This is a genomic window from Dactylosporangium siamense (assembly GCF_016862795.1).
Classification (GTDB): Bacteria; Actinomycetota; Actinomycetes; order Mycobacteriales; family Micromonosporaceae; genus Dactylosporangium; species Dactylosporangium siamense.
On the sequence record NZ_BONQ01000136.1, the window covers coordinates 1 to 26561 of the forward strand.

Genomic DNA, 26561 nt, shown 5'->3' on the forward strand with positions numbered 1-26561 from the left:
GGTCCGGCTGTGACGGCCCTGTGACCGCCCGGGCACCGCGAACCGGTCCGGCTGTGACCGGCCCGGCACCACGACCCAGTTCGGCTGTGACCGCCCCGGCACCGCGAACCGGCCCGACGGCCACCCCCGACGCCGCGAACCGGCCCGACCGTGACCGGCCCGGCGGTGACCGGTCGTACAGTTGCGCCATGGGCATGGTGCACACGGTCGGGCTGGTCCTGCATCCCCGGCGCGACTCGAAGCCGGCGATCGACGCCATCATCGACTGGGCGAGGACCCGCGACGTGACGGTGCTCGGGCTGCCCGACGAGGTCGACCGCATCGACTGCACCGCCGTCGCGGTCAACGCCGACGAGTTGGTGAGCCGGGCGTCGCTGGTCGTGAGCCTCGGCGGCGACGGCACGATGCTGCGCAGCATGCGGCTGCTGTCGGGCAAGCCGACCCCGGTGCTCGGGGTCAACCTCGGCCGGCTCGGGTTCCTCGCCGAGGTCGCGGTCGAGGACCTGCCGGCGGCGCTCAGCTCGATCGACGCGCACCGCTACACGGTGGAGCCGCGCATGGCGATCCGCACCCGGCTGCCCGACGGCACCGACGTGACCGCGTTCAACGACATCGCGCTGGTGCGGGTGCCCGGGCAGGGGCTCGCCGCGATCGGCATCTCGATGCAGGGCTACCCGTTCGTGCGGTACTCCGCGGACGCGCTGATCGTGGCGACGCCGACGGGGTCGACCGCGTACAGCTTCTCCGCCGGGGGCCCGATCGTCTCGCCGAACGTCGAGGGCATCCTGGTCGTGCCGGCGGCGGCGCACTCGGCGTTCAACCGGGCGATGGTGCTGTCCCCCGACGAGGACCTCGACCTGGAGCTGCTGCCGTCCAGCGGCCGGCTCGTGATGGAGATCGACGGGGTGCTGGGTGCCGAGCTGAAGCCGGGCGACCTGCTGACCGTGTCGGCGGCGCCGTCCGCGGCGAAGGTGGTGCGCCTCGGCTACACCACCTTCTACGAGCGCGCCCGGCGGAAGCTGCAGGTCAACGGCAGCCTCGAGGTCGAGGAGCCGCCCGGCCGGTAGGCGCAGCCGATGGCCGGGCGGCCGGTAGGTGCAGCCGACAGCCGGGCGGCCGGTAGGTGCAGCCGACAGCCGGGCGGCCGGTAGGTTCAGCCGAAGGCCACGTGACCGAGCCAGTGCCGCAGCAACGCCTCGTCGCCGGTCACCGGCAGTCCGTCGGGCGTGCGGCGGCGGTACACCATGAGCAGCAGCTGCCGCAGCGGCGCCCGGACCGTCACGGCGGCCGGTCCCGTCCCGCGCCGCCAGGTGTTGACCGCACCGGTCAGGTCGACGAACCAGCCGCGGGGCAGCTCGTCGTCGAGCAGGGCGACCGTCCGGCCGGGACCGAGGATGGACTTCTTCGCGGGGTCCAGGTCGAAGTGGATCGGGTGCGCGTCCAGCTCCATCCACTCGTCGAGGGCGTCGACGGCGACGTCGGTGGCCACCTCGAACGGCGTGCCGGCCGCGAGGGTCGCGTCGGCGCGATGCATCAGTGTCTCGTGGGCGAACCGGCGCGCCCAGAACGGCATGCCGCCCAGTTCGAACGGGGTCCACACGGGTTCGTCGGGGCCGGCCTCGGTCAGGGCGGTGGCGAGCTCGTGGGCGCCGTCGAGCAGCCAGCCGGCGGGGACGGCGCCGGTGTCGTCGCCCGCGACATCACGGATGATGCCGTCGGGCAGGAATCCCGTCGCCCTGGTGCGGACGACGTCGGCCGCCCACCGGTGCCCGCCGCCGATGTGCCTCAGCAGCATCCCGAGCGTCCAGCCGGGGCAGGACGGCACGGGCAGCGCGAGCGACGTGCCGGGCAGGTCGGCGACGAGCAGTTCGGTCTGGGCGACGATCCACGAACAGTGGTCCTCGAAGCGCATGGTTCCCCATCTCGTGACGCAGCGGTGATGCTGTCACGAGACGGTCGGAGCCACGACCCGTTCCTCGACACCCGCGGCGGCGACCGCGACGCGCTCCATCGCCCACAGGACGGCCTCGGCGTCGGCCAGCGCCAGGAGGTGGGTGTCGATGTAGATCGTGATCTCCACCGCCTCGTCGGAGCCGTCGACGTTGAGGAACAGCGCCGAGGAGGGCTCGTCGCCACTGGCGACCCAGGCGAAATCGCTGCGTGCGGGGCGCGGCACGGCCTGCAGGGCGCCGCCGAGGCGGCGGTCGTTGACGCTCAGGTCGAGGGCGAACTGCCGGCCCCGGTCGGCGATGACGGCCGCGACCACCGCGTTGAGGTCGAGGCGGTTGTAGTACGCGTACTTGTACGCGGTGATGGCGGCCCCACGCGTGCGGTGCAGCACGGCGGCGAAGTCGCCGGCGGTGTCGATCACGCACAGTCCCGGCTGCGAGACGGGGGCGACGACACCGGCCAGGCCGGCCCGGAAGCGGTTGCTCGACACCAGCCGCAGCGGCACCACGGTCACCCCGGTGACCTGCGCGAACGCGATGGCGAACGCGGCCAGCAGGGCCGGCGCCGGCTCGACGCCCTCGCGCAGTGCCGCCTCGCGCAGCGCCGAGGGCAGGACCGTGGAGTGCAGCACGCCGGTCCAGTGTCGCGGGGTGCGCACCTCGCGGGATGGGGCGAGGCCCGGGTCGGGGATGGCGCGCAGGTGGGTGTCCCAGTGCCGCAGCGCGGCCACGTTCTGCCGGACGCCGGCGGGGAGGGCCTGCCGGCGGGCCTGTTCGAGGGCGGAGTGGCCCTCGGTGGGGGCGGTGGTGCGGGCGTCGGTCTCGGTCATCATCAGCACCGCGCCGGCGCCGTCCATGACGATGTGCGACATGACCAGGACCGCGCTGCGGCACACCCCGCCGGCGCGGACGACGGCCATCCTGACCGGCCACTCGTTGGCGTGGTCGAAGGGGACGTCGCGGTAGCGCGCCTCGACCGCGCCCGCGTCCACGTCGTCGAGGACCTCCAGCTCGATCGAACCGGATCCGTGCACGACCTGGCGCGGTGGGCCGTCGCCATCCGGGACCAGCCGCGTGCGCATGCTCTCGTAGCGGCTCATGAGGTATCGCAGCTCGTCGGCGACGTCGTCGAGGGTGGTCCCGGGCGGCAGCGGGCGGACGCCACCCATCGCCATGGACTGCCCGACCGCGACCATTTTGAGCCAGATGTCCAGCTGTCCCCACGACAGCGGGCCGCTGCCGGCGCCGCTCCCCTCGAACGTCACCCTCATGCGGCTTACTTTAGGCCCCGAAATAACCCCGGATAACTGCCCGAACGTAGCCGATCGTCGATGCCGAGGCCGCTACGGGTGGGAGCGCTCCGGCAGGCCGTCGACCTTGAGCAGGGCGTCGTCGGCGTAGCACCACACCCACTCCTCGCCCGGCTCGAACGACTGGACCAGGGGGTGGCCGACGCTGTTGTAGTGCGCGGTGGCGTGCTTGGCCGGCGAGGAGTCGCAGCAGCCGACGTGCCCGCAGCTCAGGCAGACCCGCAGGTGCACCCAGCGGCCGCCGACGGCCAGGCAGTCCTCACAACCCGGTGCGCTGGGCTGGACGTCGTTGATGGTGTCGAGGTGCTCACACGGTTTGCTCACGGAGCACACCGTATCCGGTCCCGATCCGCTCGGAGAGCGAGACCGCGGGCGGTATTCGTGGAACGCCGGAACGCGTGGTTGGATTGGGACCATGGCCAAGCCAGCGATCTTGACCGTGGACGACGATCCCGCGGTGTCCCGGGCGGTCGCCCGTGACCTCCGCAAGCAATATGCCCAGGACTACCGCATCATCCGCGCCGACTCCGGTCAGGAGGCCCTGGACGCGCTCAAGGAGCTGAAGCTGCGCGGCGAGCAGGTCGCGGTGCTGCTCGCGGACTACCGCATGCCCAACATGACGGGGCTGCAGTTCCTCGAGGCCGCGATGGACCTGTTCCCCCGGGCCCGCCGGGTGCTGCTGACCGCGTATGCCGACACCGACGCCGCGATCCAGGCGATCAACGTCGTCGACCTCGACCACTACCTGCTCAAGCCGTGGCACCCGCCGGAGGAGAAGCTGTATCCGGTGATGGACGCCATGCTGGAGGCGTGGAAGGCCGCGCCCGACCGCCCGGTCGCCGACGTGAAGATCGTCGGGCACCGGTGGTCGGCGCCGTCATACGCGGTCCGCGACTTCCTGGCCCGCAACATGGTCTCGTACCGCTGGTACACCACGGACGACGCCGAAGGGCAGCGGCTGCTGACCGCCGCCGGGCTGACCGAGGCCGACGTGCCGCTGGTGGTGACCCCCGAGGGCAAGACCATGGTCGCGCCGACGGAGGCCGAGCTGGCGGTCCAGGTCGGCCTGACGACCACCCCGGCGTCGGACTTCTACGACCTGGTCGTCGTCGGCGGAGGACCGGCCGGCCTCGGCGCGGCGGTGTACGGCGCCTCGGAGGGCCTGCGCACGGTGCTGCTCGAGGAGCGGGCGACCGGTGGGCAGGCCGGGCAGAGCAGCCGGATCGAGAACTACCTCGGATTTCCCGACGGTGTCTCCGGTGCGCAGCTCACCGACCGGGCCCGCCGCCAGGCCGTCAAGTTCGGCGCCGAGCTGCTCACCGCGTGCCGGGTCACCCGGCTCGCGGTGGAGGGCTCGGCCCGCGTCCTGCACTTCGAGGACGGCACGACGATCGCCGCGCACAGCGTGATCCTGGCGACCGGGGTCTCCTACCGGCGGCTCACCGCACCGGGCCTGGAGCAGTTCCACGGCCGGGGGGTCTACTACGGCTCCGCCTCCACCGAGGCGCCGAGCTGCTCCGACCAGGACGTCTACATCGTCGGCGGGGCGAACTCGGCCGGGCAGGCGGCGATGTTCTTCAGCCGCTACGCGCGGCGGGTCCACCTCGTCATCCGGGCCCCCAACCTGGACGCGTCGATGTCGCGGTACCTCATCGAGCAGATCGCCTCGGTGCCGGCCATCGAGGTCCACCCGTGCACCGAGATCATCGGCGCCGACGGCGACGAGCACCTGGAGCGGCTCACGCTGCGGTCCGTGGACGGCAGCGGTGAACGCACCGTGGACAGCTCCTGGCTCTTCATCTTCATCGGCGCGGAGCCGCGCACCGACTGGCTGGACGGCGTGGTGCAGCGCGACGCGCGCGGGTTCGTGCTGACCGGCCCGGACGTCGAGGGCGGTGCCGACCACGCCGCGCTCGGCCGTGACCCCTATCACCTGGAGTGCAGCGTCCCCGGAGTGTTCGCGGCGGGCGATGTGCGCGCAGACTCGGTGAAGAGGGTGGCCTCGGCCGTCGGCGAGGGCGCGATGGCCGTGTCGCTGGTGCACCGGTATCTGGTGGAGGGGCAATGAGCAGGCGCCTTTCGTTGGCCGAGCTTCGTGGGTTGTTCCTGTTCGAGGCGCTCGACGAGGAGCAGCTGACCTGGCTCGCCGAGCGTGGCGTGGCCGTGCGGTATGGCGGCGGCGATCTCGTCTTCCGTGAGGGCGACGCCGCGACCTGCTTCGTCGTGCTGCTCGACGGCATGATCAGCCACAGCCGCAACGTGCGCGGCGACGACATCGAGATCACCCGCACCGACCAGGTCGGCGTCTACGGCGGCGCCACCCAGGCATATCTCGGCGACCGGGTCCCGCAGGTCTACGGCACGTCGTGGCACGCGATCACCGACGTCGAGGTGTACGAGCTGCCGGCCGTCGAGCTCGGCGCCGCGATGCTCAAGTGGTTCCCGATGGCGATGCACCTGCTCGAGGGCCTGTTCTTCGGCATGCGCAACACCAACAACGCCGCCGCCGAGCGGGAGCGGCTGCTCGCCCTCGGCGCACTGTCCGCCGGCCTGACGCACGAGCTCAACAACCCGGCCGCGGCGGCCGTGCGCGCCACCGCCGTGCTGCGCGACCGGATCGCCGGCATGCGCCACAAGCTCGCGATGATCGCCGACGGGCGGCTCGACGGCCAGCAGCTGCACGGCCTCGTAGAGCTGCAGGAACGCGCGGTCAAGCTGGCGCAGAACGCCCCGAAGCGCTCCGCCCTGGCCGCCAGCGACGCCGAGGACGCCATCGGCGACTGGCTCGACGAGCGCGGTGTCAACGGCGCCTGGGATCTCGCCCCGACCCTGGTCGCCGGCGGCGTCGACGTGCCGTGGCTGGACGACGTCAAGCTCTGCGTCGGCAAGCTCGACCTGGAGCCCGCGGTGCGCTGGCTGGTCTACACGATCGAGACCGAGCTGCTCATGGGCGAGATCGACGACGCCGTCACCCGGATCTCCGGCCTGGTCAACGCGGCGAAGCAGTACTCGCAGCTGGACCGCGGCCCGTTCCAGGTCGTCGACGTGCACGAGCTGCTCGACGCGACCCTCATCATGCTCAACGCGAAGATCTCGAAGCAGGGCGTCCGGGTCGTCACCCACTACGACCGCGAGCTGCCGCCGATCCCCGCGTACGCCGCCGAGCTCAACCAGGTCTGGACGAACCTCATCGCCAACGCGGTCGAGGCGATGCACGGCGACGGCACCCTGACGATCACCACGTCGCTCGACGGCGACTGCCTGGCGGTCGAGATCGCCGACACCGGCGCCGGCATCCCCGCCGAGGTGCGCCCACGGATCTTCGAGCCGTTCTTCACCACCAAACCGGTCGGCGAGGGTACGGGCCTCGGGCTGGACATCTCGTACCGCATCGTCGTGAAGAAGCACCACGGCGACATCCGGGTCACGTCCGCGCCCGGTGACACCCGCTTCACGGTCGTGCTCCCGTTGACGGAGGCCGCCCCGGCGGCGTGACAGCCGCCCGCCGATGCGGCATGATCACCCGTCATGGGGGCAGCAGCCGAGCAGGCGCCGGTGCGGCAGCGGCGCGGGTGGCTCGCCGGGATCACGGGCGCGCTGACCCTCGGCGCGCTCGGCGCCGCGCTCGGCGGCTGGCTCGCCTGGGGCACCGCACCCGACCTGCCCGACGACCGGGCCGCGATCGCACTCGTGCAGCCCCTCGTGCCGGCCAGCCGGCTGAGCGTCGACCGGCGGCACGATCCGGCCTTCGGCTACGACCCGCCGGAGGGCGCCGCGGCGCTGCTGTTCGGCGGCGACGATTACAACGGCGGCTACGTGGCCTTCCGCGTTGATCCCCCGTCGCAGAACCTGACCGGCGCCCTGGGCATCGCCCGGCAGGCGCTCATCGACGGCAACTGGACCGTCAGCACCCGCCCCGCGGATCTCGCCGGCCAGCTCGACGGCGTCGTCGCCGTCCGGGGCGACCTGGTCGTGCAGGCCTACCAGGAGGGTGCGAGCGGACTCGTGCTGGAGATCGGCCGGCGGGAGCCGGCGCCGGTCGGGCCGATGGTCGCGCTCGGCGCGCTGGCCGGGCTGGCGCTCGGCTGGCTCGGGATGCGCCGGGCGGTCGAGGGCACCCCGCTCACCGTGGTGCTCGCCTGGGCCGGTGCCGGGTTCCTGGCGCCGTGCACCCTGCTGACGTTTCCGATCACCGCCATGATGTACGCCGCCCCGGCGACCGGGACGGTCGCGTCCTGGGACATCTACACCGCGTTCGGCTTCCGGTTCCTGGCGAACCTCGGCATCCTGCTGCTGCTCGCCGCGACGGTCACCGCGCTGATCGAACGGCGGCGACACTTGCCCAGGTAAGGGCGCCTCATGCGAACATGTGTTCGTGTCGGAGGGTGCCTCGATCCTGCACGCTGACCTCGACGCGTTCTACGCCTCGGTGGAGCAGCGCGACGACCCGCGCCTGCGTGGGCGGCCGGTGATCGTCGGTGGCGGGGTCGTGCTCGCGTGCAGCTACGAGGCGAAGCGGCGCGGGGTGCGCACCGCGATGGGTGGCCGGCAGGCGCGGCAGCTGTGCCCGGACGCGATCGTGGTGCCGCCCCGGATGCGGGCGTACTCCGAGGCCAGCAAGCGGGTGTTCGAGGTGTTCCGCAACACCACCCCGGTCGTCGAGGGGATCTCGATCGACGAGGCGTTCCTCGACGTGCGCGGGCTGTGGCGGATCGCCGGGACACCGCGGCGCATCGCCGAGCGGCTGCGCGGCGACGTGCTGCGCGAGGTCGGGCTGCCGATCACGGTCGGGGTGGCGCGGACGAAGTTCCTGGCGAAGGTCGCCAGCGGCGTCGCCAAGCCCGACGGGCTGCTGGTCGTGGAGCCCGCGGACGAGCTGACGTTCCTGCACGCCCTGCCGGTCGAGCGACTCTGGGGCGTCGGCGCGGTCACCGCGGCGAAGCTGCACGCGCACCGGATCAAGACGGTGGGGCAGGTCGCCCGGCTCGGCGAGGCGACCCTGGTGTCGATGCTCGGGGAGGGCACCGGCCGGCACCTGAACGCCCTGGCGCACAACCGGGATCCGCGGCCGGTGCAGGTGGGGCGGCGGCGCCGGTCGATGGGCGCGCAGCGGGCCCTCGGCCGCGGCCCGCACCCGCCGGCGTTCGTGGACGCGGTCCTCGCGGAGCTGGTCGACCGGGTCTGCCGCCGGCTGCGGGCCGCCGAGCGGGGCGGCCGGACCGTGGTGCTCAGGCTGCGCTTCGCCGACTTCACGAAGGTGACCCGCTCGCACACCCTGGCCAAGGAGACCTGGCACACCACGACGATCCTGGATGCGGTGCGCCGGCTGCACCACCAGGCCGGGTCGCTCATCGCGAACCGGGGACTGACCCTCGTCGGCATCGCCGTGGCGAACCTGGACGGCGACGGCGCCGTGCAACTCGAACTGCCGCTGCAGGCACACACCGGCGGCGAGCTCGACGCGGCGATGGACCAGGTCCGGAACCGGTTCGGCTCGGCCGCGCTGATGCGGGCGTCACTGCTGGGCCGGCAGCAGGGGCCAACGACTCCCCTGCTGCCGGACTGAACGCCTAACCCCGCAGCGCGCGGATGGTGTCGCGGTACCAGAGGGCGGACTGCTTGGGGGTGCGCTCCTGCGTGTCGTAGTCGACGTAGACGATGCCGAAGCGCTTGTCGTAGCCGTAGGCCCACTCGAAGTTGTCCATCAGGGACCAGGCGAAGTAGCCGCGGATGTCGGCGCCCTGCTGGCGGGCCAGGGCGACCGCGCCGATGTGGGAGTCGAAGTAGGCGACCCGGTCGTCGTCGCGGACGAAGCCGGTCTCGTCGGGCTCGTCGTGGAAGGCGGAGCCGTTCTCGGTGACGAAGATCGGCAGCCGGTAGTCCTCCCACAGGCGCACCAGGAGCTGGGTGAAGCCCTCGGGGACGATCTCCCAGCCCATCGCGGTGATCGGGCGGCCGGTCGGGATGGGGCGGCTGACGGGCAGGCCGAGAGCGTCGTGGGTGTTGCCGTCCTCGTCGACGCCGGAGACGGTCTCGCTGAAGTAGTAGTTGACGCCGAGGATGTCCAGCGGGGTCTTGATGATCTCCAGGTCGCCGTCCTGGACGGGCAGCTCGATGCCCTGCTGGGCGAGGTCGGCGACGAGGTCCGCGGGGTACCGGCCGTGCACGAGCGGGTCGAGGTAGATGCGGGTGCTCAGCGCGTCGCTGCGGCGGGCCGCGTCACGGTCGGCGGCGCTGTCGGTCTCCGGGGTGCTGACGCCCATGTTCAGCGTGATGCCGAACTCGTGGTGCTCGCCCGCGGCCTCCTTCATGCGCTGGGTCGCGAGGCCGTGACCGAGCAGGAGGTGGTGCACCGCGTGCATGCTGGCGGCGAAGTCGCGCCGGCCCGGGGCGTGCACGCCGTAGGCGTACCCCAGCATCGCCGAGCACCACGGCTCGTTGAGCGTCGTCCAGGTCTTGATGCGGTCCTTCAGGGCGTCGAAGACGATCATGCTGTAGTCGGCGAACCGGTAGGCGGTGTCGCGGGCCGGCCAGCCGCCGGCGTCCTCGAGCTCCTGCGGGAGGTCCCAGTGATACAGGGTGAGCCACGGCTCGACGCCGTTGGCGAGGAGCTCGTCGGTGAGCCGGTCGTAGAAGCCGAGCCCGGCGGGGTTCACCGGGCCGCGGCCGCGGGGTTGGACCCGCGGCCACGCCACGGAGAAGCGGTACAGGTCGACACCGAGGTCACGGATCAGCGCGACGTCCTGCGGCATGCGGTGGTAGTGGTCGCAGGCGACCTCGCCGGTGTCGCCCTTGTCAATGGCGTCCGGCACCTCGCAGAACGTGTCCCAGATGGACCGGGTCCGCCCGTCCTCGTCGACCGCGCCCTCGATCTGGTAGGCCGAGGTCGCCACTCCCCAACGGAAGGAAGGCGGGAGTGTGGCGATCGGATTCTGCACATCGAGGGGTGTCGCGGTCGTGTCCATGGTTCTCCTGTTTTCAGTTACTGGGACGTTGTGCCAGCGGCTGCGTCACCCGGCGGTGACCGGATGCAGCCAGCAGGCAACGGTGCGGGGCTCACCGACGTGATCGTCGGGCTTGCCCAGGATCGGCAGGTCGGTCGAGCACGGCTCGAACGCCTTCGGGCAGCGCGGGTGGAACGAGCAGCCGGTCGGCATGCCGCGCAGGTCGGGCGGCGAGCCGGGGATGCCGGTCAGCTCCCGCCGGGCGCCGCGCAACGCCGGGAACGACCGCAGCAGACCCTCGCTGTAGGGGTGCTTCGGGTCGCGGTAGATCGCCGCCGAAGGCGCCTCCTCCACGATCCGCCCGCCGTACATGATCGCGATCCGGTCGGAGAACTCGACCAGCAGCGACAGGTCGTGCGTGATGAACAGGACCGAGAAGCCCAGCCGCTCGCGCAGCTCGACGAGCTGGCCGAGAATCTGGCGTTGCATGACCACGTCGAGGGCGGTGGTCGGCTCGTCCATGATGACCAGCTGTGGCTCCAGGGCGAGCGCCATGCCGATCATGACGCGCTGGCGCATGCCGCCGGAGAGCTGGTGTGGGTACGCCTCCAGCCGGTCCTCGGCGATACCGACCAGCCGCAGCAGCTCCTTGGCCCGCGCCAGCCGGGACGCCTTCGACGAGGTCGGCTCGTGCGCCTTGATGGCGTCCATGAGCTGGACGGAGACCTTGTGCACCGGGTTGAGCGAGTTCATCGCGCCCTGGAACACGATCGACGTCTCCGCCCACCGGTACTTGCGCAGCTCGTGGTGGGAGAGGTTGAGCACGTCGTACGGGTCGCCGGTCGGCGGGTGGTAGACGACCGAGCCGTTGGACACCACGCCGGGCGGCGGGAGCAGCCGGGTGACGCCGTAGGCGAGGGTCGACTTGCCGCTGCCGCTCTCCCCGGCGAGGCCGACGACCTCGCCGCGGTGGATGGTGAGGCTGACGTCGCGGACCGCCTTGACCGCCTCGTCGCCGAGACCGTAGTCGACGTCGAGGTTCTTGATCTCCAGCAGCGGCCGGGTGAGGACTCGGGTCATCGCTTCGCTCCATCAGTGCCGGTGCTGTGACCCTCGGTCGCGACAAGGTCGGCCCCGCCGGCGGTGGCGGCACGGCCGTTGCTCGCGGGCGGGTGCTTGATCTCGATCTCGGGGGTGGTGTCGACGCGGCCGCGGATGACGGGGGTGAACCCGACCCGCATGGTGACCTTGTCGCCGTTGGGGGCGCGCCGGGCGCCGGCGCCGGCGGTGCGCAGCCGGGGGCTCACGAACTCGTCGATACCGAAGTTGATCAGGCTCAGCGCGGTGCCGAGGAACGCGATGGCCAGACCGGCCGGCACGAACCACCACCAGGCGCCCTGCGCGAGGGCCTGCTGGCCCTGCGCCCAGAACAGGATGGTGCCCCAGTTCCAGGTGGAGACCGACGAGATGCCGATGAAGGCCAGCGTGATCTCCGACATGACGGCGAAGATGACGGTGCCGACGAAGCTGGACGCGATGATCGCGGTCAGGTTCGGCAGGATCTCGAACAGCACGATCCGCCAGGTCTTCTCGCCGGTCGCCCGGGACGCCTCGACGTAGTCCCGCCGTCGGAGTGACAGGGTCTGGGCTCTCAGCACCCGGGCGCCGTACGCCCAGGACGTACACCCGATGACCAGCGCGACGACGATGTCGCCGGCGTTGCTGATCGTGGAGGTGACGATGATGATCAGCGGCAGCGCCGGGATGACCAGGAAGACGTTGGACACCGCGGAGAGGCTCTCGTCGGCGGCGCCGCCCAGGTAGCCGGACGTGACGCCGATGAGCACCGACAGGATCGTCGCGACGATGCCGGCGATCGCGCCGACCAGCACGACGCCGCGGGTGCCGACCAGGATCTGGCTGAAGATGTCCTTGCCGAGGTGGTCGGTGCCGAACCAGTGCGCACCCGACGGCGCCTGCAGCTTGTCCGGGGTGATCAGGTCGGCGTCGTACGGCGCCACCCACGGGCCGATGATCGCGAACAGCAGGTAGATGCCGAGCACGATCAGGCCGGTCGCGGCCTTGCCGTTGGCGACGAACCGGAACCGCTTGCGCTTCGCCTTCGACGACGGCTTCACGCTCGGCTGGGCCATCGAGCCCTGACCCGGGATCACCTGCTCGATGCTGGACGGAGTGACGGTCATCTCAACCACTCTTTCGGGTGCGCGGGTCGAGCAGCAGGTAGGCCACGTCGGCCAGCAGGTTGGCCACCAGTACCGAGATCGTGATGACCAGGAAGATGCCCTGCATCAGCGGGTAGTCGTACGCCTGGACGCCCTGGAAGAGCTGGTAGCCGACGCCCGGGTAGGAGAACACGATCTCCACCAGCAGGGTGCCGCCGACGATGAAGCCCAGCGACAGCGCGAACCCGGACACGTTGGGCAGCAGCGCGTTGCGGGCCGCGTAGCTGAAGGCGACCCGCTTGTCGGACAGGCCCTTGGCGTGCGCGACGGTGATGTAGTCCTCGGAGGCGACGGTGACCATCATGTTGCGCATGCCGAGCATCCAGCCGCTCATCGAGGAGATGAGGATCGTGGCGGCCGGCAGGAGGCTGTGGTTGATCGCGCTGCCGATGAAGTAGTGGTCCCAGGCCGGCACCAGGCCGGGGGTGAAGCCGCCGGAGGACGGGAACCAGCTGCCGGGGCCGGCGAGCAGGGCGATCGCGACGAGCCCGAGCCAGAAGTACGGCACCGACGACAGGAACGTGGTGGCCGGCAGCAGGCTGTCGATCCACGAGCCGCGCTTCCAGCCGGCGCCGACACCCAGGGCGGTGCCGATGAGGAAGCTCAGGATGGTGGTGATGCCGACCAGGCCGACCGTCCACGGCAGGCTCTGGCTGATCACCTCGGACACCGGCGTCGGGAAGAACGTGAACGACATGCCGAGGTCGCCCTTGAACAGCTGCTGCCAGTAGCCGATGTACTGGTCCCAGAGACTCTGCTTCTTGTCCAGGCCGAACAGCACCTCGAGGGAGTGGATCGCGTCGCTGGTGAGCCGGCCCTGGTTCTTGGAGATCAGCGAGCTCACCGGGTCGCCGGGCATGACCCGCGGGATGAAGAAGTTGAGGGTGATCGCCGCCCACAGCGTGAACAGGTAGAAGGCGAAGCGTTGCAGCAGGAACTTCATCGTGCCTCCTCCGTCAGCGTCAGGGCCGGCGGCGTGGGGATGGCGGAGTCGACGTCGGCGGCGGAGCCGATGCCCTCTTTGGCGACGGTCTCCGCGTCGTACAACCAGCAGGCGGCCCAGTGACCGTCGCGGTCGCCGATCTCCAGGCGGGGCGGCAGGTCGACCTTGCAGCGGGGCATGGCGTGCGGGCAGCGCGGGTTGAACCGGCAGCCGGCCGGAGGCCGGATCAGGCTCGGCGGCTCGCCGTTGCCGCGGTCCAGCACGGTCGGGTCGGCGATGCCCTCGATGCGGTCCGGGTCGGGCGCGGACTCGATCAGCAGCCGGGTGTAGGGGTGCGCCGGGTTCTGGGTGACGGTCTCGCTGTCGCCGCCCTCGACCATGCGGCCCGCGTACATGACCATCGTCTCGTCGGCGAAGTACCGCGCCGAGGCGATGTCGTGCGTGATGTACAGGATGGCGAGGTTGAGCCGGTCCTTGAGGTCCTTCAGCAGGTTCAGGATGCCCAGCCGGATCGACACGTCGAGCATGGAGACCGGCTCGTCGGCGAGCAGGGCCTCCGGGTCGGCGCCGAGGGCGCGGGCGATCGCGACGCGCTGGCGCTGGCCGCCGGACAGCTCGTGCGGGAACTTGTCGATGTACCGCTCGGGCGGGGTGAGGCTGACCCGGGTGAGCAGGTTCGCCAGGGCCGCCTCGAGGTCGGCCGACGTCTTGCCCGCGTTGCCGTGGATCTTCAGCGCGCGGGTGAGGTGGTAGCGCACGGTGTGCACGGGGTTGAGCGAACCGAAGGGGTCCTGGAAGATGAGCTGCACCCGCTTGACGTAGGTGCGGAAGCGGCGGCCGCCGTGCACCTTCGTCGACGTGCCGTGCAGCAGGATGTCGCCGGCCGTGCGCGGGTAGAGCTGCGCGAGCAGGCGGGCGACTGTGGACTTGCCGGAGCCGGACTCGCCGACCAGTGCGGTGACTCTGCCCCGTCGCAGCGTCAGGTGGACGTCGTCCACGGCGTGGACGGCTGCCTTGGTGCCGGAGAAGAGGTCACTCAGCCGCCTGCGGACGGGGAAATGCTTGGTCAGGCCGACGGCCTCCAGCACCACCTCGCCGACCGGCGCCGCCGTGCTTTCGCTCAACGTCATGCCGATGGTCCTGTCTCAAAGGTGTTGTCACGGGGTACCGCTCCCCGGGTGACCGACGGCCACCCGGGGAGCGGTGTCACTTGCGACCGGTCAGGAGGCCGGCTTGAGGTGCAGGATCACGTCGAGCGCGTTGGCCTGGGTGGGCTGAGCGGCGCCGTAGGGGTTGGCGTCGTCCGGCCATCCGGTCCAGTTCTTGGTGCTGTACGCCCCACCGACATTGTCGGCGCCGACGGGGATCATCGGCATCTGCTCCACGAAGATCTTCTGGAGCGTGTTCATCGCCTCGACCCGGACCGAGTCCTCGGTGGCCGACTGGTAGGCACGCAGCGCCTTGGTGGCCTCGGGGTTGTTGAAGCGCCCGAAGTTACCGGCGGGGCTGGCGGTGCCGATCGGCTTGAGCAGGTCGCCGTCCATGATCGTCTGGTAGATGTCGTACGGCGTGTTACCGCCGTTGGTCCACCGGAAGCCCGCGTCGAACTGACCGGCCTCGACGTTCTTGAACCACGCGTCCTGGTTGGCCTTCTCGACCGTGGCCTCGATGCCGATCTTCTGCAGGTTGGACTTCACGATCTCGAGCGAGGTCTGGTAGTCGGACCAGCCGGCGGGGTCGGTCAGCGTGAGCGTGACGGCCTTGCCGGACTTGTCCTTGAGGGTGGTGCCCTCGTACTTGTAACCGTTCGCCGTCAGGAGCGCCTTGGCACCCTCGATGTCGATCTTGTAGTCCTTGCCCTTGAACTCCGGCGCGAGGAACGCGTCGCCGGCGGGGCTGGGCAGACCGGTCACGCTCTTCACCAGCGGGTGGAAGTAGCCGGCCTCGGCCGTGTTGAAGATGTCGTCCCGGTCGATGACCATGCTCATGGCCACGCGCAGGTTCTTGTCGTCGAACGGCGCCTTGGTGGTGTTGATGTAGAGGCCGTGGATGCCCAGGACCGGCGGGGCCCAGATCTTGTGGTGCGCGGCGTCCTTGTCGATGAAGACCGTCTTCACGTTGGGGATGAAGACGAAGCTCCACTCCGACTCACCGTTGGCAAGCGCGGTGGTCTGCGCGTTGTTGTCGGTGTAGGAGGTGTACCGCAGCTCCTTGACCTGCGGCAGCGTCTGCCAGTAGCCCTTGTCCTTGACGACCAGGGTGGCCGTCTGCGGGGTGAAGGACTTGAGCTTGTAGGGGCCCGAACCGATCGGGTCCTTCGCCAGCTCGGTGGCCGGGTCGGCGATCTTCTCCCAGATGTGCTTGGGCACGATCGGGACCTGCGCGATGGCCTTGTGCTGGCTCACGAACTGCGGGTTCTTGAACGTGATGGTCACGTCCGCGCCGCTGGCCGTGGCCTCCTTGATGGTGAGGCCACCGGTGTTGATGGCGTCGAACTTGGCGACCATGTTGTACGTGAACGCGACGTCCTCGGCGGTGACCTTCTGGCCGTCGGACCACTCCGCGTTGTCACGGATGGTGGCCTTGACGGAGGTGTAGTCCTTGGACCACTCCGCCTTGGTGGCGAGCCACGGCTTCATCGGGTCGGCCGGCTTGACCGGGTTCCACATCATCAGCGGCTCGTACAGCGCCCAGCGGTAGCCGGACTTGGACGAGGCCGACGTGCTCAGGAACGGGTTCTGGTTCTCGGTCTGCGGGCCGTTCGGCATGCCGACATTGAGGACCGTCACGCCGGAGCCCTTGGGCTTGTCGTTCGGCGAGTCGCCGCACGCGGCGAGAGCGCCGGTTGCGAGCAACCCGGCGAGGCCGAGCACAACGGAGCGTCTGGTATGCACGGGGGTGTCTCCTTACGGACCTGGATCGACAGGTGGGGCGGTCATTCGGGGTATGACGACGGGGCCTTCTTGCGGCAGGTCCCGCCCTTTGGTGCGGTGTCGGTGGTGCTGGCTGAACGGTGGTGCGCTCGGGCTGCGCCTACGCGGTCGAGGACCGCACGACGAGCGTGGTGGACAGGATGTTGGGCTCACTCGTCAACGGCGTGCCGTCGAAGTGTGCGATGAGCCGCCGGGCCGCCATCTCGCCCATCTGCCGCATCGGCTGGCGGATGGTCGTGAGTGGGGGCTCGGTGTGCGCGGCGTGGAGGATGTCGTCGAAGCCCACGAGGGCGACATCTCCCGGCACCGTGCGGCCCGCGTGACGCAGCGCCTGGAGGGCACCGGCGGCGGACAGGTCGTTGTGGGCGAAGACGGCGTCGAACTCGAGGCCCAGACCCAGCGCCCGCTGGATCGCCTGGGCGCCGCAGTCGTACGTGAAATCGCCCTCCATCACAAACCGCGGGTCGACCGGGTGGCCGGAGGCGTCGAACACGTCGGCGAAGCCTCGGAGCCGGTCCTGCGTGCAACCGAACTTTTCCGGACCGGTGATCACCAGGGGGTGCCGCCGGCCGATCTCGACGAGATGCCGGGCGGCGAGGGCCCCGCCGGCCCGGTTGGTGGTCCCGACCGACGGCATGAGCGGCTTGTCGCCCCGGTCGTCGATGAGCACCACCGGCAGGCCGCCGGCATACAGGTCCGCGAGGTAGTCCAGGGTGCCCTCCGGCTCGATCGCCAGCAGGCCGTCGAAGGCCTTGCCGGAGACCTGCGCGGAGAACTGCCGCATCGACTCGGCGCCACGGTTGCACGTGAACAGCAGCAACCCGTAACCCTCCGCCTCGACGACATCAACTGCCCCTTGCACGATCTCGCCCATCCACGGCCAGATCAGCGACGGCACCAGCATCCCGATGACCCTGGTGTGGCCGCGGGCGAGGTTGACCGCCCGCGCGCTGGGCGTGTAGCCCAGCTCGTCGATGACCCTCCGCACCCGTGCCGCGGTCGACTCGTCGACCTCTCCTTTGCCGTTGAGCACCCGCGAGACGGTGGTCTTGCTGACCCCGGCCCGGGACGCGACATCGGCGATGGTGATCGGCACGCCGCGATCCTCTCTGTGAGAGCGCTTTCTGGCAAGAGAGCGTTTTCTGGAACCGGTTCCGCAACCGGTTCCGGCACACTAAATCTGATTGCGGACTGTGGTGTCAATAACACGGTGGTAACGAAACTTAACCTCCGAGAAAACCTTGCCAAGGCCTCGGGCGGTGGTGTTTGCTCGGCAGCACGTCGATGCGCGGGCGGCAGCGTCGACGCGCACGCCTGCCCTGAAAGCGCTCTATCGGCCGGGCAGGTGGATGACCGTGCCGTCGCTCAACGGCTGCTGCTTGACGACCAGCACGTCGAACTTGAGCCCCTTCGGCACGTCGAAGACGAGGGTGCCGGTGACCGGTTTGCCCGCCTTGATCTCCCCGTACAGCGGACGGGTGGCCTCGTTGTAGAGCCACGACCACTCGTCCGGTTTGTGGTCGTTGCCGTCGGTGTCACGCAGCCGCTGCGAGCCCTGCCAGATGTACGTGCCGCCGCTGCCCAGGTTCTCCACCTGGATCTGCACCAGGCAGAACTCGCCCTTCGCGTCCTTGACCAAGGGACGCTTGCCGATCTGTGCCGCGCCGCAGTCGAAGTCCGTGACGGTGAAACGCAGGCCGCCGTCGGTCGCCACCGGACTCGGCTTCTTCGACGGTGCCTTGCTCGCCGGCGCCGCGGTGCTGGGGCCGACCTGCGGGTCGTCCGAACCGGCCGAATTGGCGAGCCGGAACACGCCCCAGAGACAGCCGAGCACGATGAGCACCGCCACGACGGCGCTGACCCCGCGGCCGATCCTGGGCGGTCTGGGCCGGGGCGGCGGGGGTACCGGCGGGAGCGGCATCCGTGGGCCCCAGCCGCCCGCATGTTGGGATGTTACGAATCCGCCGCCGATGCCGTGCGTCGGATCGATCATCGTCGGGCTCACGGGTACCGGCGAAACCGGCATTCCGGGCGCGTACGTGCCGTGCACGGCGGTCGGCGAGACCGGCACGACGGGCGCCGCGCCGGACGCGAACCGCCGGTTGGTCGGCGGTCTCGGGGCCGCGGCCCCGCGGATCGTCCTCGTGGTGCCCTGCGGCCCGTTGGCGCCGCGGGGGGACGTCACGTGCACCGCGGCCGGGTCGTCGTCGCCGACGAGCGCCAGCAGGACCTGGCGGGCCGTGGGGCGGGCGGCCGGGTCGTCCCGCAGCGCCCGCGCGACCACGTCGGCGAGCTCCGGGGCCAGTCCCGCCGGCACGGACCCGGCCGGCTTGACGCCCGTGCCCGCCCACGCGACGAGGAGGCCCCAGGAGTACACGTCGGAGGCCTGGCTCGGCGGCGCGCCGCGCTCCTGCTCGGGGGCGAGCCAGCCCGGGGTGCCGAACAGCTGCCCCACGGGGCCGGCATGCCCCAGCAGGCGGGCCACGCCGAAGTCGATGACCTTCGGGCCGAACGGCGACAGCAGCACGTTGCGCGGGCTGAGGTCGGCGTGCACGAGCCCGACGGCGTGGATCGCGGTGAGCGCCGCGGCGACCCCGACGGCGACGGCCTCGACCTGACCCGCGAGAGGCCCGTTGAGGGTCGTGTAGTCGTGCAGGGACGGCCCGGAGACGTATTCGGTCACCAGGTGCGGCACGGGACCGTCCAGCGCCACGTCGAGCACGCGGGCGGTGCAGAAGCCGGCGACCCGGGACGCGGCGGCGGCCTCGGCCGCGAACCGCTGCCGGAACTGCGGGTCGCCGTGCCACGCCGGGTTGATGACCTTCAGCGCGACCCGGCGGTCGTCGGGGCCGGCGGCGAGGTAGACGGTCCCCATGCCGCCGACGCCGAGCACGCCGAGCAGCCGGTAAGACCCGACCGTGGCCGGGTCCTCGGCTCGCAACGGCGCGGGCACGTCCCCCATGGCACCTATCGTGCCCTATGCCCGCACACGTTCGCGCTCAGTGCGCCCGTCGTGACGCCAGCAGTGCGGCACCGACGATGCCGGCGTTGTTCTGCAGGGTCGCCGGGACGATCTTCGTGGGCACCGAGACGTACTGCAGCCACTTGTCGGTCTTCTTGCTCACCCCGCCGCCGATGATGATCAGGTCGGGCCACAGCAGGGCGTGCAGGTGCCGCAGGTAGACCTGGACCCGCTCGGCCCAGTCGGGCCAGCTGAGGTCCTCGGTCTCCCGGATGCGGTCCGAGGCGTAGTCCTCGGCGTCACCGCCGTGCAGGTGGTGCCCGGACAGCTGCAGGTGGCCGAACTCGGTGTTGGGCACCAGCCGGCCGTCGATGAACAGCGCGCTGCCGATGCCGGTGCCCAGCGTGACCATCACGACCAGACCGCCGACGCCCTTGCCGGCGCCGTACTCGATCTCGGCGACGCCGGCCGCGTCCGCGTCGTTGAGGACCGTCACCGGCCGGCCCAGCTTGTCGCTGAAGAGCTGCTCCGCGGGCGCGTCGACCCAGGACGCGTCCACGTTGGCAGCGGTCTTCGTCACGCCGTGCTGGACCACGGCCGGGAACGTGATGCCGACGCTGCTCGCCGGCGGGAACTGCGCGACCACCGCCGCGACGGTGTCGACGACGGCGGCGATGTCCGCGGGCTGCGGGGTCTCGATGCGGTGCCGTTCGGCGGTGAACTCACCGGTCTCCAGGTCGACCGGCGCTCCCTTGATTCCCGAACCACCGATGTCGATTCCCAGCACCACCACAGCTGCTCCTCCGCGACGCGTCCCTCATCCAATGCCCTGCTGTTGCAAGACCCAATCATGCGGGGCATGGGCAAGGATCACCCGGGGTAGGCCCCGACCGCGTCGCGGATCTCCAACCCCAGTGCGTGATCGGCCGTGCGGGCGCAGTGTGCGCTGCAGTAGAAGCTGCCGGACACCTCCGCGCCATGGCCGACGATCTTCGTGCCGCAGTGCTCGCAGACCGGCGCGAGCCGGTGGATCGCGCACTCGAACGAGTCGAAGACGTGCACGCCGCCGCCGACCGTCCGGATCTCGAACGCCATGTAGTAGTCGTTGCCGCAGGTCTCACAGACCGCCATGGTTGATTCCCCCGTTTCGTCTCACGCAGCGTGTGCGGTCACGAGGCACGGTGCAACCGGTTCAGGGAAAATCCACCCTGCGGATCACCAACAGCGCGACGTCGTCGTCGCGGGAGCCCGCGCCGAGGTCGTTGAGCAGCCGGTCACAGAACTGCTCCAGGTCCGCCTCGACGTCGGCGACCGCGACGCACAGCGCCTCGAGACCCTCGTTGAAGGTGTGCCCGCGCGACTCGATCAGCCCGTCGGTGACCAGGACCAGGGTGTCCCCCGGTGCCAGGGTCAGCGCGATCTCCGCGTCGTGCGGGGTCGGCACGCCGAGCAGCGCGACCCGGCCCTCGATCTGGGTGACCCGCCCGTCGCTGACCAGCAGCGGCGGCGGGTGCCCGGCGTTGGTGAGCCGCACCGCACCGGTCGCCGGGTCCATGCGCAGCAGGCACATCGTGGCGATCTCCTCGGGCAGCAGCCGCAGCAGCATCCGGTTGAGCCGCTCCATGCTCGGCCCGGGCGCCGCGTCCTCGACCAGATACGCCCGCAGCGCGTGGCGGACCTCGGCCATGATCGTGGCGGCCCGCAGCGAGTGCCCGGCGACGTCGCCGATCGCCGCGACGAGGTGCCCGTCCAGCAGCAGCAGCTCGTAGAAGTCGCCGCCGACCGACGCGTGCTCGCTGGCCGGCTGGTACCGCACCGCGAACTGCACCCCCGGCACCGCCGGCTTGCGCTGCGGCAGCATGCTCTGCTGCAAGGTCAGCGCGGTGCGGCGCTCCTCGTCGTAGCTGCGCAGCGCCTCCACCGCGAGCGCGACCGCCTGGCCGAACTGGCGCAGCAGGTCGGCGTCGTCGGCGCTGAACCCGGCGGCGGGCACCGCGACGTGCAGCGGCTCCCGGCCCGGCTTGGCCCGGGCCACGACCCGCCACACCGCGCCCGGCCACCACGGGCCGGTCTCCTGCCGGAACAGCACAGTGCCGGCCTGCCCGTCCAGCGGATCGTGCTCCCAGGGCTCCCGCATCGCCGGTCGCAGCTGTGGATCGCCGTCCACGGCGTCGACCTGCACCGCGATCGGGCCGGTCTCCTCGGACCCGGCGGCGACGGCGGCCGGCCCCTCGAAGACCCGGGCGGCGCCGGTCGCCGCGGCCAGCAGCAGCTCCGGCAGGCTGGTCGTGGCGTTGAACAGCGTGGTGGTGTCCACCAGGCGGGTGAGCCGCCCGGCGAGGCGCTCGGCCCGCCGGCGGGCCCGGTATTCGCGCAGCTTCGCCCGGACCGTGGCGAGCAGCTCGTCCGGGTCGATCGGCTCGGCGAGGTACGCGTCGGCGCCGCGGTTGAGCCCCTGCGTGCGGTCGACCACGTGGACGGCGGTCGCCGAGATGTGGATCACGGGGACGGCGGTGGTCCGCGGGTCCTCCTTGATCCGTTCGGCGACCTCGAAGCCGTCGATGTCGGGCAGCCGCACGTCGAGCACGACCAGCTCGGCGTGCAGCGCGGCGCCGTCCGGTCCGCCGTGCAGCAGCCGCAGCGCCTCCAGGCCGGTCGCGGCCTCGGTGACCCGGTGCCCGTCGCGGCGCAGCCAGCTGGTGATGACGTAGCGCTTCGAAGGGCTGTCGTCGACGACGAGAATGTCGGCGGCGGCGTCCGCGGTCACGCCGTCACCTGGGTGACGACGTCGGCGACGATCCGTCTCGTCAGCACCGACTTCGCCAGGACCGCGGCGGCGCCGGGCACGTGCCCCACGTCGACGCCGGTCACCACCACGACGGGGATGCCGGCCAGGTCGGGCACCGCGGCGAGGGCGGCGATCAGCTCGCCGCCGTCGCCGCCGGGCATCCGCAGGTCCAGGAAGACCACCGACGGGCGCTCGCGGGTCGCGATCGCGAGGGCGGACCGGACGTCGGCCGCCTCGTGCACCGTCTCGGCGATGCCGGTGAGGTGCTCGCGCAGCACCTGCCGCGCGGCGGCCTCGTCGTCCACGACCAGGACCGCCGGCACGTGCGGCAGGTCCAGGTCGTCCTCGGGCGCCGGACGCAGCGGCAGGTCGAAGGTGAAGGTGCTGCCCTCCCCCGGCTCGCTGACCATGCTCAGCCCGCCGCCGAGCAGCGTCGCGAGCCGCCGCGCGTAGGGCAGCCCGAGCCCGGTCCCGCCCGCCTGGTGTGCGCCGCGCACCTGGTGGAACTCGTCGAAGACGCGGCGCTGCTCGGCGAACGGGATGCCGATGCCGGTGTCGGTGACGGCGATGTGCAGCCGGCCGTCCAGCACGAGCGCGGCCATCTCGACGCTGCCGGCGTCGGTGAACTTCAGCGCGTTGGTGAGCAGGTTGCGCAGGACCTGTGTGAGCAGCACCTCGTCGGTGACCAGCTCGACCTGGTCGACGTCCGGCTCGGCGATCTCGAACCGGACGCCGGGCTTGGCGAGGGGCCGCAGCGTGCCGCGCAGCTGACCGAAGACCGCGGCCAGGTCGACCGGCGCCCAGTTGGGCTCGATCCGGTTGGACTCGGCCTTCGCCAGGTCCAGCAGGTCGTTGACACGGGCGAGCAGATCCGCGGCGGAGCTCTGGACCAGCCCCAGCTGGTGGGTCTGGTCGCTGGTGAGCGGCTCGGAACGCGGGTCGAGCAGCAGCCGGGTCAGCCCGATGATGGCGGTGACCGGGGCGCGCAGCTCGTGCGACACGTTGGCGAGGAACCGGCTCTTCGCCTCGTTGGCCTCCCGCAGCTGGGCGGAGCGTTCGTCCAGCTCCGCATACAGGGCGACGACACCCTGGTTGGTCTGCTCCAGCTCCTCGGACAGCTGCGTGTAGAGCGCCATCACGCCGCGGTTGGTCTCCTCCAGCTCCGCGTTGAGGGTGAGCAGCTCGTCGCGGTGCGCCTGGACCTCCTCCAGGGCGGTGACCAGCTGCCGGTTCTGCACGCTGAGCTCGTCCAGCACCGTCGTCGGCTGGCTCGCGGCCAGCTCCCGGCGCGCCTCGGCCAGCCGCTCCGGGCCCACCTGGGTGGGCAGCCCGCGCGTCAGGCTGATCCGATCTCGTTCCACCCGCACCTCGTCCATCAGCCGGCCCGCCGCGGCAGTGCCCTCAGGCGGACTGACCCCGATGCCGTCCGCCTCTACCACGATGACCAGACGCGGCCCTGCGGAAACCTCGGCGGTGAAGGTCACGGTGGCGCCGATGGCGTGCCGACCGATCTCGCTGAGCGCCGTGGCGACCCTGACCTGGTCCTGGTACTCCATCCGGACGGCCGCGGCGACCTCCCGGCCCCGCTGGCGCAGCACGAACACGTCCTGGTCGCCGTGCAGCGTCATCCGCAGCAGCGGCTCCGGCGGCGGCGTCCAGTCGTCGATCACGGGCGCACCACCGCCACGCCGGCGTCGTCGCGGCGCACCCCCGCGTCGCGCAGCAGCGTGCCCGCGATGAGCAGCGGGTCCTGGCGGCTCAGGCCCGGGTAGTCCTTCAGGGTCCACCGGTCCGACACGCCGTCGGAATGCAGCACCACGACGGCCTCCGGCGGCAGGTCGTAGGCGAACTCGCGGACGCCGCGGGACTGGTGCCCGACGATGCCGGGCATGCTGACCATGCCTCGCCGCTCCCCGTCCGGGAACGCGATCGTGCCGGCCACGTTGCCGAGCCCGGCGAACCGCACCGCGGCACCCTCGACGCGGGCCACCGAGACCGCCGCGCCACGGGTGTGCGACACCACGCGGTGCAGGTGCTGCACGATCGCGGCGGGCGCGTCGAGGTCGCTGGCAAGGAACGCGTCGACGGTGGCGTTCGCGGCCGCCGCCGCCAGGGACCCGTGCCCGAGCCCGTCGGCGACCAGCAGCAGCAGCGCACCGTCGCGCTCCCGGGCGGCCCAGCGGTCCCCGCACACCGTCTCGCCCGTGATCGGCCTGGTCAGCCCGGCGACGACCGGCGTCCGCACGGCCCCGCGGTCCGGCCACAGCTGGGCGGTCAGCACCGTGCCGCGGCCGGGCAGCGAATACCCGCCCGAGTGGCTCGACAGCCGGCGCACCGCGCCGAGCCCGATGCCGAGGGTGCCGGCGGTGGACGTGCCGTCGGATCCGCTGAACACCAGATCGGCCATGCCGGGACCGCTGTCGACCGCGACGAGCTCGACCGCGCCGAGCGGGCCGGCGCGCAGGCAGCGCACCGACAGCGACCCGACGTCCGCGTGGCGGTGCAGGTTGCTCGCCAGCTCGGCGGCGACGATCGCGACCTCGCCGGCGCGCTCGTCGCTGAAGCCGAGCCGGCGGGCGCAGTCGACCGCGACGCGGCGCGCCACACCCGCCCCGCCGGCCTCGTCGATCGGGATCCAGCCGAGCTCCTCGACCAGGGGCACCGGCGCCGGTGGCGTCACCGTGCCCACTTGGTCACCGTGATCCGGGTGCCCTCCCCGGCGGCGGTGACGATCTCGAACTCGTCCACCAGGCGGCGCGAGCCGCTCAGGCCGAGTCCCAGGCCGCTGCCGGTGGTGTAGCCGTCGGTGAAGGCGAGATCCAGGTCGGCGATGCCGGGTCCGGTGTCGACGAACTCGGCCCGGACCCCGGCGCGGCGCCCGTTGTGCACCTGGCCGACGAGGGCGTGCCCGCCGCCGCCGTGGATCAGGGTGTTGCGCGCCAGCTCGCTCGCCGCGGTCACCAGCTTCGTCTGGTCGACCAGCGGCAGCTTCGCGGCCAGCGCGATCACCCGGACCGCCTGCCGCACCCTGACCACGTCCTTGTCGTCCGCGATCGGCAGCCGCTGCGGCTCCTCCAGCTCCGTCATAGGGGCACGTCGTCGGAGCCGCGCACGGTCAGCACGCCCACGCCGCGGACCTGCTTCGCCTCCGCGAGGATCTCCAGGGCCTTGTCGACGTTGAGCGCAGTGCGCACGCCGTTCAGCGACAGCCCCAGCTCGACCAGGGTGATCGCGACCGCGGGGCGCATGCCGACGACGACCGTCTCCGCGTCCAGGACCCGGGACACGGCCGCGATCGTGGACAGCATCCGGCCGATGAACGAGTCGACGATCTCCAGTGCGGAGATGTCGATCACCACGCCGTGCGCGCCGGTCTCCACGATCCGGTCGGAAAGGTCCTCCTGCAGTTGCAGCGCGGTCTGGTCGTCGAGGTCGATCTGGATCGAGACCAGCAGGATCTCGCCGATCTTCAGGACGGGGACCCGATCCATCAGAACGCCTTGTCGCGGCTCGCCCGGCGGACCACCTCGACGCCGCTGGCGCGCAGCGCGTGCAGCAACGCGTCGGCGAGGTTGGACTTCGTCACGATGTCACCGAACTCGATGCCCAGCGCGACGACCGTCTGCGCGATCTGCGGGCGGATGCCGGAGATGATGCACTCCGCGCCCATCAGCCGGGCCGCCACGACCGTCTTCAGGATGTGCTGCGCCACCTGCGTGTCGACCGCCGGCACGCCGGTGATGTCGACGATCGCGAAGGCGGAGCCCGTGTCGACCAGGGTCTGCAGCAGCTTCTCCATCACCACCTGGGCGCGGGCGGAGTCCAGCGTGCCGACCAGCGGCACCGCCACGACGCCGTCCCACAGCTTCACCACCGGCGTCGACAGCTCCAGCAGCTGCTCGGTCTGGTCGGCGATCACCGACTCGCGGGTCTTGGTGTAGGTCTCGAACGTGAACAGACCCATGTCGTCGACGACCAGCGACAGCAGCAGGAAGTCGGTGGTCGGCAGCTCCGCCTGGCCGGACTCGGTGAGGCCGAGCACGACCTCCTTGACGGTGAAGACGAGGCCCGCGGTCTCGCTCGGCGTGAAGCCCTGCCGGGCCCAGGCCCGCGACAGCTCCGCCAGGGCGCCCCGCGACTCGCCGCTCTCGGCGCCCGCGATCTCGCCGTCACTGTCGGCACCCAGCACGGCCTGCAGCGCGCCGAACACGTCCCGGACCTGCCGGGTCAGCTCGGTGTTGGTGAGCCGGCCGCGCAACGTGCGGGCGGCGATCTCCGTCCACTGCCGCACGATCGGTTCCTCGTGCGTCACAAGAAACGCACTCAACCGCTGCCGCGCCTCGGCATCGACCTTCACTCGGATCTCCTTCGACCTCGTCCGTCGGACCAGACGGTACCGCTCCGCGCCACCCGCCGCGAACGATGCCACGGATCGGTGTGTGATCGGTGTGTCACGACGACGTCATCAGGGAAGGAACCGGTATGCGGG

Annotated in this window: 24 protein-coding genes; 5 read left to right on the forward strand and 19 right to left on the reverse strand. The window is 71.3% G+C overall.

All coding sequences use genetic code 11. The annotated features are described in order from the left end of the window. The first annotated feature begins 188 nt into the window (after positions 1-188). Positions 189-1067 carry an NAD(+)/NADH kinase gene (locus tag Dsi01nite_RS43105; RefSeq protein WP_203852221.1) on the forward strand — a complete coding sequence of 293 codons (879 nt, stop codon included), beginning with the start codon at positions 189-191 and terminating at the stop codon, positions 1065-1067. An 86-nt stretch (positions 1068-1153) separates the two neighbouring features. Here the strand turns inward: Dsi01nite_RS43105 and Dsi01nite_RS43110 are convergent, their stop codons facing one another. From Dsi01nite_RS43110 to Dsi01nite_RS43120, 3 genes are all read right to left on the reverse strand, one after another. Next, on the reverse strand, positions 1154-1912 hold the full coding sequence (locus Dsi01nite_RS43110) for a maleylpyruvate isomerase family mycothiol-dependent enzyme (protein ID WP_203852222.1): 759 nt from the start codon (positions 1910-1912) through the stop codon (positions 1154-1156). 33 nt (positions 1913-1945) lie between these two features. After that, a complete protein-coding gene (locus Dsi01nite_RS43115) occupies positions 1946-3220 on the reverse strand; it encodes a condensation domain-containing protein (RefSeq protein ID WP_203852223.1) in 1275 nt (424 codons plus the stop codon). 72 nt (positions 3221-3292) lie between these two features. Continuing rightward, on the reverse strand, positions 3293-3583 hold the full coding sequence (locus Dsi01nite_RS43120) for a UBP-type zinc finger domain-containing protein (RefSeq protein WP_239136599.1): 291 nt from the start codon (positions 3581-3583) through the stop codon (positions 3293-3295). A 115-nt stretch (positions 3584-3698) separates the two neighbouring features. Here Dsi01nite_RS43120 and Dsi01nite_RS43125 point away from each other — a divergent pair, with 115 nt between their 5' ends. Genes Dsi01nite_RS43125 through dinB form a run of 4 tightly spaced genes read left to right on the forward strand, consistent with a single transcriptional unit; the run spans position 3699 to position 8825 of the window. Continuing rightward, entirely contained in the window at positions 3699-5327 is a 1629-nt protein-coding gene (locus Dsi01nite_RS43125; protein ID WP_239136600.1) for an NAD(P)/FAD-dependent oxidoreductase, read from the forward strand. Next, complete coding sequence (locus tag Dsi01nite_RS43130) at positions 5324-6754, forward strand: ATP-binding protein (RefSeq protein ID WP_203852225.1); 1431 nt, start codon at positions 5324-5326, stop codon at positions 6752-6754. The genes Dsi01nite_RS43125 and Dsi01nite_RS43130 overlap by 4 nt, the downstream gene beginning before the upstream one ends. 33 nt (positions 6755-6787) lie before the next feature. After that, positions 6788-7609: a hypothetical protein gene (locus Dsi01nite_RS43135; protein WP_203852226.1), complete on the forward strand. Its 822-nt coding sequence runs from the start codon at positions 6788-6790 to the stop codon at positions 7607-7609. 25 nt (positions 7610-7634) lie between these two features. Next, a complete protein-coding gene (dinB, locus tag Dsi01nite_RS43140; RefSeq protein WP_203852227.1) occupies positions 7635-8825 on the forward strand; it encodes a DNA polymerase IV in 1191 nt (396 codons plus the stop codon). 4 nt (positions 8826-8829) lie between these two features. On the opposite strand, the gene Dsi01nite_RS43145 is transcribed toward dinB, so the two are convergent. From Dsi01nite_RS43145 to Dsi01nite_RS43220, 16 genes are all read right to left on the reverse strand, one after another. Further along, positions 8830-10224: a GH1 family beta-glucosidase gene (locus Dsi01nite_RS43145; protein WP_203852228.1), complete on the reverse strand. Its 1395-nt coding sequence runs from the start codon at positions 10222-10224 to the stop codon at positions 8830-8832. Positions 10225-10269: 45 nt separating this feature from the next. Beyond that, positions 10270-11283 carry an ABC transporter ATP-binding protein gene (locus Dsi01nite_RS43150; RefSeq protein ID WP_203852229.1) on the reverse strand — a complete coding sequence of 338 codons (1014 nt, stop codon included), beginning with the start codon at positions 11281-11283 and terminating at the stop codon, positions 10270-10272. After that, positions 11280-12407 carry an ABC transporter permease gene (locus Dsi01nite_RS43155; protein WP_203852230.1) on the reverse strand — a complete coding sequence of 376 codons (1128 nt, stop codon included), beginning with the start codon at positions 12405-12407 and terminating at the stop codon, positions 11280-11282. The genes Dsi01nite_RS43150 and Dsi01nite_RS43155 overlap by 4 nt, the downstream gene beginning before the upstream one ends. A gap of 1 nt (position 12408) precedes the next feature. Next, a complete protein-coding gene (locus Dsi01nite_RS43160; RefSeq protein ID WP_203852231.1) occupies positions 12409-13389 on the reverse strand; it encodes an ABC transporter permease in 981 nt (326 codons plus the stop codon). Then, the gene (locus tag Dsi01nite_RS43165) at positions 13386-14519 is read right to left on the reverse strand and encodes an ABC transporter ATP-binding protein (protein ID WP_203852232.1); all 1134 of its coding nucleotides are present in this window, start codon (positions 14517-14519) and stop codon (positions 13386-13388) included. The genes Dsi01nite_RS43160 and Dsi01nite_RS43165 overlap by 4 nt, the downstream gene beginning before the upstream one ends. Positions 14520-14609: 90 nt before the next feature. After that, complete coding sequence (locus Dsi01nite_RS43170; protein ID WP_203852233.1) at positions 14610-16283, reverse strand: ABC transporter substrate-binding protein; 1674 nt, start codon at positions 16281-16283, stop codon at positions 14610-14612. A 139-nt stretch (positions 16284-16422) separates the two neighbouring features. Beyond that, positions 16423-17418, reverse strand: coding sequence for a LacI family DNA-binding transcriptional regulator (locus Dsi01nite_RS43175; RefSeq protein ID WP_203852234.1), 996 nt, complete (start codon positions 17416-17418; stop codon positions 16423-16425). A 234-nt stretch (positions 17419-17652) separates the two neighbouring features. Continuing rightward, complete coding sequence (locus Dsi01nite_RS43180) at positions 17653-19284, reverse strand: protein kinase domain-containing protein (protein WP_203852235.1); 1632 nt, start codon at positions 19282-19284, stop codon at positions 17653-17655. Between the two features lie 37 nt (positions 19285-19321). Continuing rightward, a complete protein-coding gene (gene ppgK, locus Dsi01nite_RS43185; protein WP_203852236.1) occupies positions 19322-20077 on the reverse strand; it encodes a polyphosphate--glucose phosphotransferase in 756 nt (251 codons plus the stop codon). A gap of 77 nt (positions 20078-20154) precedes the next feature. Continuing rightward, the gene (locus tag Dsi01nite_RS43190) at positions 20155-20415 is read right to left on the reverse strand and encodes a metallothionein (protein ID WP_203852237.1); all 261 of its coding nucleotides are present in this window, start codon (positions 20413-20415) and stop codon (positions 20155-20157) included. Between the two features lie 61 nt (positions 20416-20476). After that, positions 20477-22051 (reverse strand): SpoIIE family protein phosphatase, encoded by a 1575-nt coding sequence (locus Dsi01nite_RS43195; RefSeq protein ID WP_203852238.1) that lies wholly within the window; start codon positions 22049-22051, stop codon positions 20477-20479. Beyond that, positions 22048-23742 (reverse strand): ATP-binding protein, encoded by a 1695-nt coding sequence (locus Dsi01nite_RS43200; RefSeq protein WP_203852239.1) that lies wholly within the window; start codon positions 23740-23742, stop codon positions 22048-22050. Before Dsi01nite_RS43200 ends, Dsi01nite_RS43195 begins: the two co-directional genes overlap by 4 nt. After that, positions 23739-24761 (reverse strand): ATP-binding protein, encoded by a 1023-nt coding sequence (locus Dsi01nite_RS43205; RefSeq protein WP_239136601.1) that lies wholly within the window; start codon positions 24759-24761, stop codon positions 23739-23741. The genes Dsi01nite_RS43200 and Dsi01nite_RS43205 overlap by 4 nt, the downstream gene beginning before the upstream one ends. Then, positions 24749-25159 (reverse strand): ATP-binding protein, encoded by a 411-nt coding sequence (locus Dsi01nite_RS43210; protein ID WP_203852240.1) that lies wholly within the window; start codon positions 25157-25159, stop codon positions 24749-24751. Before Dsi01nite_RS43210 ends, Dsi01nite_RS43205 begins: the two co-directional genes overlap by 13 nt. Beyond that, positions 25156-25563 (reverse strand): STAS domain-containing protein, encoded by a 408-nt coding sequence (locus Dsi01nite_RS43215; RefSeq protein WP_203852241.1) that lies wholly within the window; start codon positions 25561-25563, stop codon positions 25156-25158. Before Dsi01nite_RS43215 ends, Dsi01nite_RS43210 begins: the two co-directional genes overlap by 4 nt. Continuing rightward, complete coding sequence (locus Dsi01nite_RS43220) at positions 25563-26429, reverse strand: STAS domain-containing protein (protein ID WP_203852242.1); 867 nt, start codon at positions 26427-26429, stop codon at positions 25563-25565. Before Dsi01nite_RS43220 ends, Dsi01nite_RS43215 begins: the two co-directional genes overlap by 1 nt. Positions 26430-26561 lie beyond the last annotated feature (132 nt).